The organism is Brevibacterium sp. SMBL_HHYL_HB1 (assembly GCF_018208375.1).
In the GTDB taxonomy this organism is placed as follows: Bacteria; Actinomycetota; Actinomycetes; order Actinomycetales; family Brevibacteriaceae; genus Brevibacterium; species Brevibacterium intestinavium.
In genome coordinates, this window is sequence record NZ_CP062936.1 from 758,878 (window position 1) to 769,809 (window position 10,932).

A 10,932-nucleotide genomic window follows, 5' to 3' on the forward strand; every position below is an offset into this window, starting at 1 on the left:
GTCAGCCTCGTCCGGCCCGCTCCACATGCGAACGGGCATGGGTCAGAGCCGTGGGCAGATCGTCGAACAGGTGGCTGTGGTGGCGCAGGGCGCCGAGGACGCCGACATGGAGGAACAGGCCGGTGTGGCCCTCCCTGACCCCCTTGATGAGCACGGTGATCCCGCGACGCTCGAAGGCGCGGACCATGTCGCTGAGGATATGGGCGCCGGTGGCGTCGACGAGTTCGAGCTGCGACATGCGCAGGACGACGACCGTGACCCCCTGCAGCCGCATCACCTCGTCGAAGATCCGGTCCGCGGAGGCGAAGAACAGCGGCCCTCCGAAGTGGACGATCGCGATCGATTCGTCTCCCGGCCCCGCATCCGGTCGGTCGGACAGGTGCTCGATGCGCACATCGGTGGTCGACGAGAGCTTGCGCAGAGCGAAGAACGCGGCCACGACGACACCGATGCCTACGGCCACGATGAGGTCGAAGGACACGGTGATGAGGGCGGTGATGACGAAGCCGGCGGCATCCGATTTCGTCGACCGCAGGATCGCACGCATCGTGGGCACGCGGACCATCCTCACCGCGGTGACGAAGAGGACCCCGCCGAGGGCGGCGAGCGGGATCCGACCGACCGGGGCTGCGGCGACGAGGACGATGAGCAGCAGCACGAGGGCGTGGACGATGGAGGCCAGGCGGGTGCGCCCGCCGGCGCGGATGTTGACCGAGGTGCGGGCGATGGCACCGGTGGCGGGGATGCCGCCGAAGAGCGAGGACCCGATCGACGCGATGCCCTGGCCGACCAGCTCCCGGTCCGGCTGGTAGGCCCCGGCGTCCGACATCGACGAGGCCACCCGTGCCGACAGCAGGGACTCGATGGCCGCCAGCGCCGCGATCGTCCCCGCCGCCGGCAGCAGCGTCGGCAGCGCGGCCGGATCGATGATCGGCACAGCGGGGGAGGGCAGGGACTGCGGGATGGACCCGATCGTCGCCAGCGGATTGGGCACGATGCCGGCGATGACGGTGACGATGATGATGCCGATGAGCGAACCGGGGATCGAGGAGTGGATCTTCGGCGCCAGCACCATGCCCCCGACCACGATCGCCACCGCACCCAGGGAATAGGGCAGGTAGGACCAATCGGCGGTGGAGACGAGCTGGATCGCTGCGGCGAAGGCGTTCGTGCTCACCTGTCCGGGCGGGAGATCCTCGGGCGTGGTGACGAAGGGCACCTGCTGGAGGAAGATGATGGCGGCGATGCCCACGGTGAAGCCCTCGATCACCGGCCACGGGATGAACGAGACGGTCCGGCCCAGCCGCAGCAGACCGGCCGCGGCGACGATGATTCCGGCGATGAGGGTGACGGCGACGACCGCCTGCGGCCCGTGACTGGCGACGATGGGCACGAGCACGACGGCCATGGCCCCGGTCGGACCCGAGATCTGGACGTGCGAGCCGCCGAAGACTGCGGCTAAGAACCCGGCGACGATGGCGGTGATGAGGCCCTGCTCGGCCGTCAGTCCGGAGCTGACACCGAAGCCGAGGGCCAGCGGGAGGGCGACGATGCCGACGGTCGCACCGGCCAGCAGGTCCTTCGGCCAGGATCGTCGTGCCTCACGGTAGTCGGCGAGCGAGGGCAGCAGGCTGCCGGCATGTCGCAGCATCGAGGCTGGACTCATGCCGTTCCCGTGCCGGGGATCCGGGGCAGGGTGCGGGCTTCGGAGAGGCGTTCCTCATCCTCGGCGAGCATGGTCAGCAGCAGGCCTCTGGCCACCGCGAGCAGCTCGGCTGTGCGGCGATCGGCCAGCCGGTAGTAGACATGACTGGCCCGCCGTTCGGATTCGACGAGGCGGTGCCGGCGCAGCACGGCCAGATGCTGCGACAGATGGGAGGCCTCGAGTTCGGTGTCGGTCTGGAGATCGGCGACGCTGACCTCCTCGGCGCCGGAGAGCAGCTCGAGGATGCGGATGCGCCAGGGGTGGGCGAGGCCCTTGAAGAGGTTCGCCTTGACCTCGTACAGGGGACGCTGAGAATGATTCAATGGCATGATGAATCCATCATATCAGGAGGTCAGAAAGGCGCGACTTCGGTTTCGACCAGTGGACAGCCGGGTGGGTGTGTGCGGCCGGGCGGGGGGGCGGTTCAGTCCGAGAAGTTCTCGGCCACCTCGGCGGCGATGGACTTCGCCTCATCCGAGCTCGGGCCGTCTGCGGAGAACACGGCCCTGCGGTAGTACCGGAGTTCGATGATGGAGTCGATGATGTCACCGAGCGCGCGGTGTCCGCCGTGCTTGGCCGGAGCCTGGAAATAGGCGCGGGGGAACCACTGCTTGCTCAGCTCCTTGATCGAGGAGACGTCGATGATCCGGTAGTGCAGATGGTCGACGAGCTCGGGCATCTGCTTGTTGAGGAACACCTTGTCGGTGCCCACCGAATTGCCTCCCAGCGGAGCCTTGCGCGCCTCGGGGACGTGGGACTTCACGTATTCGAGGACCTGGGCCTGGGCGTCGTCGACGGTGGTGCCGGAATCGAGTTCGGTGATCAGGCCCGAGGAGGTGTGCATGTCCGTGACGAACTCGTTCATGTTCGCACGCGCGGCGGCAGAGGGTCTGATGACGATGTCGATGCCTTCGTCGAGGGGGTTGAGCTCGAAGTCGGTGACGATCGCGGCCACCTCGATGAGTTCGTCCTTGACCTCGTCGAGGCCGGTCATTTCGCAGTCGATCCACACAATTCTGTTGTTGCTCACCCGACCAGCTTAGGCCAGGCGAGCCGGTGGCGGCATCCCCGGGCCGCTGACGGCCTGCTTGTCGGCGCCGCTGCCGGGCCGCTCTCTTCGGCGGCAGGCCCGTGGCGTCTGTGAACGTCGACACACACTGAGCGTGGGCACAAAGGGGATATCCGGCATGTGACTTAAACTTGAAGAGTCCCCGAACCAGGGGTGCCATTTTGCTCGGCTGAGGGAAGGTACGCACGTGCGTTACACATTCGCTGTGATTCTCATGGTGGTGGGCGTCGTTGTCGGTGGCCTCGGGCTCCTGCAGAAGACCCTGTGGGCCCCGGAAGACACGATCACTGCCACGGCGGAGATCGATGCCGACAAACCGGCCGTCATCATCGACCCCGGAATGCTCAATCTCTACGAGACCCCGGCGACCCTCACGGTCAAGGGCAGCGGCGACCTGACGATCGCGCAGGCTCCGATCGACAACGTCGAGGCCTGGGCGGGGGACTCCGCCTACGACCGAGTCACCGGCCTGGCCGAGGAGGGCGAACTCACGACCAAGGCCACCGACGGCGAGGAGCAGGTCCCGGACCCCGCGGGCGCCGACCTGTGGCAGTCCCAGGTCACCGGCACCGATTCGGTCGAGCTGGAATGGAATGACGAGGCCAACCGCACCGGCTTCCTCATCGCCGGCGAAGGCGATCCCGGACAGGTGAAGTCGGTCGCACTCTCCTGGCCCAATCACGCCGAGACGCCCTGGGCGATCCCGCTGATGATCATCGGCGGCGTCGCCTTCATCGCCGGCCTCGTGCTCCTCTTCATCGGAGCGAACCGGGCGAAGAAGGAGGCGAACCGGCGCAGGGCCCGCCAGGAGCGGCGCCGCAAGCTCGCCGAATTCGGCACCGCCTTCGCCATCGTTCCCGTGCTCGCACTCAGCGCCTGCGGTTCCGAGGAGCTGCCGAAGCCCGAACCCTCGGAGGAGCCGAGCTCGGCACCGGCCGGGGTCACCGATGACCAGGCCCAGCGGATCCTCGAATCGGTCGCCGACCAGGTCAAGGCCGCCGACAAGGACACCGATGAGAAGGCGCTGGCCAAGCGCGTCACCGGCCCTGCCCTGCAGCAGCGCGAGGACGTCTACAAGGTCAAGGACAAGGTCGAGGACCAGAAGCTGCCCCCGGCCGTGGCCAGTGAGGACATCGTCGCCAACTACACCGCGGCCACCGATGCCTGGCCGCGTATGACCAGCATGATCACCTCCGCCGGGGGAGACTCTCAGCTGCTCGTCCTCACCCAGGAGGACCCGCGCAGCGACTACAGACTGTGGTCGCAGACCCAGCTGGTCTCGGGCACGAAGCTGCCCGAGCTGCCCGACTCCCGTCAGGGCGCGAAGATGCTCGAACCCGGATCCAAGGACTTCGTGGAGACCCCGGAGAAGGTCGTGGCCACCTACGCGAAGGCCCTGGGAGAGGGCGAGGGATCGAAGGAGGCGAAGAAGTTCGACTCCGACGACTTCTCGAAGTCGATCTGGAAGAACCAGAAGGAGCAGAAGGACAGCGCCGAATCCGGCAACGCCGAGGTCGACTACAAGTACACTCCGGGCAAGGAGCTCGTCGCTCAGGGCACCGCCGACGATGCCGCCATCGTCACCGGGGTGATCAAGGCCGAATCGACCATCAGCCCCGAAACCGACGAAGACCGCACCGGCACCCTGACCCTGTCATCGCCGCAGAAGGACCTCATCGGCTCGGCGACCACGCAGCAGCCGGTGACGACGAAGACCACACAGGTGCTGACCTTCCTCGTGCCCGAGGACGGCAAGGTCAAGCTCATCGGCGGCCTCGAGACCCTGTCCGGAGCACAGGCGGGCTGATCGGCACATGAACCGGTGCGCGGGCGGGACGGAAATAGCGGCGGCCCAGCCGGTGTTGATACGTTCTGTTGGACAGATACGGACCAGGTGAGAGACCGACTTCGCCGGCCCACCGATAGCGTCACAAAGGAGACCACGTGTCAATGGATCCCTCGCAGGAGAACACGCAGCAGAACCAGGGACTCGACCTGTCGGCTGTGCGGAGCAAGAACCTGCCCCCGGAGCAGGCCGGCGGGCAGGGGCGGGCCCCGGCGGGTGCCGGCAGCGGTGCCGGCGCTCAGGACCCGAATGCCGTCGCCGTCGCGTCCCTGGTCTTCGACGTCGACGAAGCCAGCTTCAACGACGTCGTCGCGATCTCGGACCGGGTGCCCGTCGTCATCGACCTGTGGGCCGAATGGTGCGGTCCGTGCAAGCAGCTCTCACCCGCCCTCGAGCGCGTCACCGAGGACTACGGCGGACGTCTGGTCCTGGCCAAGGTCGATGTCGATGCGAACCCGCGCCTGCAGCAGGCCTTCGGGGTGCAATCGATCCCCACGGTCGTCGCCATCGTCAAGGGCCAGCCCGTGCCGCTGTTCCAGAGCGCGGTGCCCGAAGCGCAGATCAGGGCCTACTTCGACGAACTGCTCAAGCTCGCCTCCGAGAACGGTGTGACCGGATACGCCGTCACCGACGGTGCCGAGCCCGAACCGGCCGGCCCCGCACACCCGGAGGCCGAGGAAGCCCTGGCCAAGGGCGACTTCGACACCGCGGAGAACCTGTTCAAGGCCGCACTTGCGTCCTCACCGGCCGATGAGGAGGCGAAGTTCGGTCTCGCACGAGCCGGACTCGGCCGCCGACTCATCGACAAGGAACCGGCCGATCTCATCGCCGCCGCCGAGGCGAACCCCAAGGACGTCGAAGCGGCGAAGGCCGCCGCCGACGCCGAGGTCGTCGGCGGCAATGCCAGCGGAGCCTTCACCCGTCTGATCTCTCTCATCCGCACCACGGCGGGCGAGGAGCGGGAATCCCTGCGCCTGCGGGTCCTCGAGCTCTTCGAGGTCCTCGGCACCGATGACCCAGCCGTGACCAAGGCACGGACCGCACTCATGAGGGCACTGTTCTGATCCAGCGTATCCGCCTCATCACAGCCATCCTCTTCGGCATAGCCGCGCTCACGGTCGCCGGACTGGTCATCTCCGCACTCTCGGTGGTCGGAACCGACGAGATCACGGAGACTCCCTCGTTCGAGGTCGAGGACGGAGCCTATGCCGTCGTCCTCGACGAGGCGATCGTGCCCTATTCGGGGTCGTCGGTGACCGTATCGGCGAAGAACTCGAAGGGCACCGAGCTGTTCATCGGCACCGCCAACGGTGTCGACGCCGACAGCTACCTCGACGGGGTGGCCCAGGAGCAGATCAGCGATGTGACCTTCCCGAAGGAGACGGCGCACCGGTTCCTGCCCGGTCAGTCGAAGCCGGAGGCGGCCATCGGCGATCGTGACTGGTGGATCAGCCGAGACACGGGGAAGTCGGTGTCGAAGACCTTCGACCTCGACGCCCAACCGCAGGTGCTCGTCATCGCACCCGCGAACTCCGATGACAGTCTCGAGGGAACGACGGTGGACCTGAACATGCGCGTCAACGGTGTGCTCGGACTCAGCCTGCTCGGCATCGCCCTCGGCGTCATCCTGGCCGGATTCTCCGTATTCTTCTTCATGCGCTGGTGGGGCTCGCGCATCCGCCCGCCGAAGAAGGACGTCGATCCTCGCCCCGACGACGGCAGTGACGGCGGCTCTCAGAGCAGGAATCGGTCGACGCCTGCTGAGTCGGCGGGCCGGCCGACGCGTGCCGACGATCAGTCCGGCCCGGAGACTCAGCCGATCTCGACGGTTCAGCCGGGGGAGGCCCCGCCTCGGCGACGGGATCTGCGGAGGCGCCGGTCGCTGCGCGCGGTCACGGCCGCGTCCCTGGGCACCGGACTCCTCCTCAGCGGGTGTGCGAGCATGCCGATCGCCAAACCCAGCACTCCGGACATCACCCCGTACGAACGCATCGCTCTGCGGCCGGGGGAGGCCGGGGAGTTCATGACCGACTACACGGAGTCGCTGGACAAGACGCTCGGAGACGACGGCGACGGTCTCGACAAGATCCAGGCCGCTCCGCTCATCGACCGCACCCGCGCCCAGATCCAGATCGCGGACAAGGCCGACCAGAAGCTGCGGGCACCGAACTTCACCGAGGTCGTCGCCGGCAGCCCGAGCTTCACGGACTACCCGATGTGGTTCTACGCCTTCGGCACCGCGGACGAGAAGTCGACCGACGGCGACGAGCAGCTGACCCAGGTCATGCTCGTGACCCGGGAATCGGCCTCGGCCGAACCGCTCGTGCGCTCCTCGTCCTACATCCCCACCGACCAGATGCCGACCCTCATGGCCGATGACGCAGGCGCCGTCGAACCGGGACCGGACGACTTCGATGAGGAGCTGGACACCTCGGCCGATGATGTCGCCTCGTTCCTCGTCGACGGCAAGGCGAAAGACAGCAAGGGGAAGTCAGGCGCCCCCGACGGTCTCAAAGAAGGCGGATTCAAGGGATTCCGCGACTATCTCGACGGTCTGCGGGACAAGGACTCCGGCTTCGACAAGGTCGACGTCGACTGCAGACCCTATGATGACCTCGACTTCGAGGACATGACGCTGAGCACGGACAACGGCGCGATCGGCATGGGCGAGGTCCGCTGCACCCTGACGATCAAGGTCCCCACCGACTATGCCCTCGACCTCGGGGACACCGTCGAGGCCGTGAAGACCAACGACAAGGACGGCGACACCGTCAAGGTCGACACCGCCCATCCCTATGTGCTGATGAAGACCGGGGATTCGCTGACGGCCGTGGCCACCGATTGGGATGTGCTGTCCTCACGCGTCGAGTGACAGCGGGTTCAGCCCTGCTTCGCCCTGCGGCCGACCCGGATCAGCCACCACAGGCCGATGAGCGGCAGGACGAGTGGGATGAACCCGTAGCCGATGCCGAAGTTCGACCACACCGACGGCTTCGCGAAGTCCTCGGGGTGGGTGTGGCTGAGGATGCCGACGACGATGACGCCGATGAACTCGATGACGCAGGCGCCGATCGCGATCCGGTGCGAGACGCGGTTGCCGATGACCAGGCAGACCGTGGCGAGGATGTAGATGACCGCGGCCAGGGCCGACAGCGAATAGGCGACCGGGGCGACATCGAATTCGCGGATGAGCTGATAGCCCGCCCGCGCCGTGGCCGAGAGCGCGAAGACCCCGTAGACGGCCGTCAGCGCCCGGCCGGGGCCGGTGTGCATCGCCGAGAACGGGGTGCGCGCCCGCTTCACCTGCTTCTCCTCCGCCTCGGCATCCTTGGCCGAGGCGGCATCGGTCCCGCCGAATCTGCTGCGTCTCTTCACTGCCAAATCTGGTCCAATCTCTCGATCATCACGATCACCGTCAGCCCTGCCGCTGCCAGCACCCCCGGACCCCACCGACTGAGTTCGGCGAACGCCCAGAACCCGGCCAGGGCGATGACGAGGATCGCAGTGATCACGTAGCCGAAGTAGAGCAGCGGGTCGACGTCATGAGCGGATCCGAAGGTCGCGATCGAGACCACGAGCTGCACGATGAGCAGCAGGAGCAGCAGGGCGGCGGCCGCCAGAAGCGCCTTGCCCGCCGGCCTGTTGCGGATGGTCTCGACGATCGACCACAGGGTCAGGATGCCGGTGACGGCATAGAGGACGATGGTGAAAACGGTGAACACCCGACCCAGTTTAGTCTCCGCCGGCGGCCGGACCGCAGTCGAGCCGGTCACGGCTGCGGGTGAGATGCCGCACGGGACCTGGCCGAAGTCGGACACACCCCCTAAAATTGCCAGGGTGCCCATCTATCTCGACCACGCAGCCACCTCGCCGATGCCCGCCGAGGTGCTCGAGGTGTACACGAGGGAGCTGGCCCGCCGGGCCAATCCCTCGGCCCTGCACGCCGTCGGGCAGGCCGCACGCATGCGCATCGAGGAAGCGCGTGAGGACATCGCCCGCGCGGTCGGTGCCGCCACCTCCTCGGAGGTCATCTTCACCTCCGGAGGCACCGAGGCGGACAATCTCGCCCTCAAGGGCCTCTACCTGGCCCGCAACAACGGCTCGTTCGACGCTCCCACCCGACCTCGGGTGCTGACGACGAGGATCGAACACCATGCCGTGCTCGACTCCGTCGACTGGCTGGCCGACCTCGGCGCCGAGGTCGTCGACCTCGAGGTCGACTCGACCGGACGCCTCGACCTCGAGGCGGCCCTTGCCGAACTGCGCCGGGGCCCGGAGGCCACGGCGCTCATCAGCGTCATGGCCGCGAACAATGAGATCGGCACCCTGCAGCCGCTTCGCGAGATCGGCCAAGCGGCCGCCGAACTCGGCGTGCCCTTCCACATCGACGCCGTTCAGGCACTCGGACAGATCCCGCTGGACTTCGCCGAGATCGGGGCGACCGCGATGACGATCACCGCGCACAAGATCGGCGGTCCCGTGGGCATCGGCGCGCTCCTGCTCGACCGCTCGGCGGCTCCGACGCCCATCCTCCACGGCGGGGGACAGGAGCGCGGAGTGCGTTCGGGAACCCTCGACGTCGCCGGCGCCGTCGCCTTCGCCGCGGCGGTCGAACTCGTCACCGGCGATCTCGAGGCGCGGGCGGCGCGGCTGTCCGGCCTGCGCGACCGCCTCATCGCCGGTGTCGAATCCGCCGTCGACGGCGCTCGGCTGTCGGGACCGCGCGGTCAGGGCCGCCTGCCGGCCAACGCCCACTTCACGTTCCCCGGCTGCGAGGGAGACTCGCTGCTGTTCGGTCTCGACGCCCGCGGCCTGGCCACCTCGACGGGTTCGGCCTGCTCGGCCGGAGTCTCCCGCCCCTCGCATGTGCTCCTGGCCTGCGGGATGGACGAGGATGCCGCCCGGTCCGCCCAACGTTTCAGTCTCGGTCACGACACGACCGAAGACGATGTCGATGCCCTGCTCGCGGCCCTGCCCGAGGTCGTCGAACAGGCACGCCGAGCCGGGATGGTTTCGGCAACACCCCGATGGATGCAAGGAGCATCATGAGAGTACTCGTCGCCATGTCCGGCGGGGTCGATTCGTCCGTGGCCGCCGCACGCGCCGTCGACGCCGGCCACGAGGTCGTCGGCGTCCACCTCGCCCTGTCGCGCATGCCCGGAACCCTGCGCACCGGATCGCGCGGCTGCTGCACGATCGAAGACTCCCGCGACGCCCACCGTGTGGCCGGGATGCTCGACATCCCCTTCTACGTCTGGGACTTCTCCGAGAGGTTCAAGGAAGACATCGTCGATGACTTCATCGCCGAGTACGCGGCCGGGCGGACCCCGAACCCGTGCATGCGCTGCAATGAGCGCATCAAGTTCGCCGCCCTCCTCGACCGTGCTCTGGCCCTGGGCTTCGACGCCATCGCCACCGGCCACTACGCCGAGGTGGTCCGCGATGAGGACGGCAGGCCCGAGCTCCACCGCGGTGAGGACCTGGCCAAGGACCAGTCCTACGTCCTCGGCGTGCTCACCTCCGATCAGCTCGAGCACTGCTACTTCCCGATCGGTGCCACCGCCTCGAAGGCCGAAGTGCGCGCCGAGGCGGCCGAGCGCGGGTTCTCCGTGGCCGGCAAGCCCGACTCCTATGACATCTGCTTCATCCCCGATGGGGACACGAAGGCCTGGCTGGCCGATAAGATCCCCATGCGTCCGGGACTCATCAAGGACTCCGAGGGCGAGGTGCTCGGCGAGCACGACGGGGCGATGACCTATACGATCGGACAGCGCAAGGGCCTGGGCATTCAGAAGCCCGCTCCTGACGGCAGACCGCGCTTCGTCACCGGTCTCGATCCGGCCACGAACACGGTCACCGTCGGTTCGCGCGCCGATCTCGCCGTCTCCCATCTCACCGGCATCCGCACCTCCTGGGCGGGGGCGGCGCCGGCGGACATGGGGCAGAGCCCGCAGTCCGCGATCGACTGCGAGGTTCAGATCCGCGCCCACGCCGACCCGGTGCCGGCACGCGCCTGGCTCGGCGAATACGTCGCCGAGGTGCCCGAACACGAAGCGAATCCCGTCGTCGACGAGGTCGAGGTGCCCGCCGCACGCCCGGCCGGACAGCTCATGCACGTCGATGTCGACGAGGAGCTGTCGGGAGTCGCCCCCGGTCAGACCATGGTCATCTACCGCGGCACCCGGGTCCTCGGCCAGGCGACCATCGACACCACGGCGAAGGACCGCGTCGGTCCCGAGCGTGCCGCCGCCGGCCTCGGCGCCTGAAGCGCCGTCGGCCGAGAAGCGCCGCTGGCAAGACGGGCTCGGCGGG

At 67.9% G+C, this 10,932-nt stretch carries 10 protein-coding genes; 5 read left to right on the plus strand and 5 right to left on the minus strand.

The window, feature by feature from the left end; translation table 11 throughout:
• Position 1: 1 nt before the first annotated feature.
• The 3 genes from IG171_RS03650 to orn all read right to left on the minus strand — a co-directional run bounded on the left by IG171_RS03650 (position 2) and on the right by orn (position 2,699).
• The gene (locus IG171_RS03650; RefSeq protein WP_212129965.1) at positions 2–1,666 is read right to left on the minus strand and encodes a SulP family inorganic anion transporter; all 1,665 of its coding nucleotides are present in this window, start codon (positions 1,664–1,666) and stop codon (positions 2–4) included.
• The gene (locus tag IG171_RS03655) at positions 1,663–2,034 is read right to left on the minus strand and encodes a metalloregulator ArsR/SmtB family transcription factor (protein ID WP_212129966.1); all 372 of its coding nucleotides are present in this window, start codon (positions 2,032–2,034) and stop codon (positions 1,663–1,665) included. The genes IG171_RS03650 and IG171_RS03655 overlap by 4 nt, the downstream gene beginning before the upstream one ends.
• A gap of 95 nt (positions 2,035–2,129) precedes the next feature.
• Complete coding sequence (gene orn, locus IG171_RS03660) at positions 2,130–2,699, minus strand: oligoribonuclease (RefSeq protein WP_212131511.1); 570 nt, start codon at positions 2,697–2,699, stop codon at positions 2,130–2,132.
• 262 nt (positions 2,700–2,961) lie between these two features.
• Here orn and IG171_RS03665 point away from each other — a divergent pair, with 262 nt between their 5' ends.
• The 3 genes from IG171_RS03665 (at position 2,962) to IG171_RS03675 (ending at position 7,492) form a co-directional block, all read left to right on the plus strand.
• On the plus strand, positions 2,962–4,581 hold the full coding sequence (locus IG171_RS03665) for a hypothetical protein (RefSeq protein WP_249204020.1): 1,620 nt from the start codon (positions 2,962–2,964) through the stop codon (positions 4,579–4,581).
• Positions 4,582–4,724: 143 nt separating this feature from the next.
• Positions 4,725–5,684 (plus strand): tetratricopeptide repeat protein, encoded by a 960-nt coding sequence (locus IG171_RS03670; protein ID WP_212131513.1) that lies wholly within the window; start codon positions 4,725–4,727, stop codon positions 5,682–5,684.
• An 83-nt stretch (positions 5,685–5,767) separates the two neighbouring features.
• Positions 5,768–7,492, plus strand: a complete 1,725-nt coding sequence (locus IG171_RS03675) for a hypothetical protein (protein WP_249204022.1) — start codon at positions 5,768–5,770, stop codon at positions 7,490–7,492.
• Positions 7,493–7,500: 8 nt separating this feature from the next.
• On the opposite strand, the gene IG171_RS03680 is transcribed toward IG171_RS03675, so the two are convergent.
• Positions 7,501–7,893: a hypothetical protein gene (locus tag IG171_RS03680; protein ID WP_212131515.1), complete on the minus strand. Its 393-nt coding sequence runs from the start codon at positions 7,891–7,893 to the stop codon at positions 7,501–7,503.
• Positions 7,894–7,991: 98 nt separating this feature from the next.
• The gene (locus IG171_RS03685; protein ID WP_212129968.1) at positions 7,992–8,342 is read right to left on the minus strand and encodes a hypothetical protein; all 351 of its coding nucleotides are present in this window, start codon (positions 8,340–8,342) and stop codon (positions 7,992–7,994) included.
• A 115-nt stretch (positions 8,343–8,457) separates the two neighbouring features.
• On the opposite strand from IG171_RS03685, the gene IG171_RS03690 reads away from it, so the two are divergent.
• Positions 8,458–9,669, plus strand: coding sequence for a cysteine desulfurase family protein (locus IG171_RS03690; RefSeq protein ID WP_212129970.1), 1,212 nt, complete (start codon positions 8,458–8,460; stop codon positions 9,667–9,669).
• Positions 9,666–10,886, plus strand: coding sequence for a tRNA 2-thiouridine(34) synthase MnmA (gene mnmA, locus IG171_RS03695; RefSeq protein WP_212129972.1), 1,221 nt, complete (start codon positions 9,666–9,668; stop codon positions 10,884–10,886). The genes IG171_RS03690 and mnmA overlap by 4 nt, the downstream gene beginning before the upstream one ends.
• Positions 10,887–10,932: the final 46 nt, after the last annotated feature.

Bases quoted from the DNA above. Each gene is read 5' to 3' on its own strand.
- IG171_RS03655 (WP_212129966.1), bottom strand. From the start codon at position 2,034: ATGCCATTGAATCATTCTCAGCGTCCCCTGTACGAGGTCAAGGCGAAC.
- orn (WP_212131511.1), bottom strand. From the start codon at position 2,699: ATGACCGGCCTCGACGAGGTCAAGGACGAACTCATCGAGGTGGCCGCG.
- IG171_RS03670 (WP_212131513.1), top strand. From the start codon at position 4,725: ATGGATCCCTCGCAGGAGAACACGCAGCAGAACCAGGGACTCGACCTG.
- mnmA (WP_212129972.1), top strand. From the start codon at position 9,666: ATGAGAGTACTCGTCGCCATGTCCGGCGGGGTCGATTCGTCCGTGGCC.
- IG171_RS03650 (WP_212129965.1), bottom strand. From the start codon at position 1,666: ATGAGTCCAGCCTCGATGCTGCGACATGCCGGCAGCCTGCTGCCCTCG.
- IG171_RS03680 (WP_212131515.1), bottom strand. From the start codon at position 7,893: ATGCACACCGGCCCCGGCCGGGCGCTGACGGCCGTCTACGGGGTCTTC.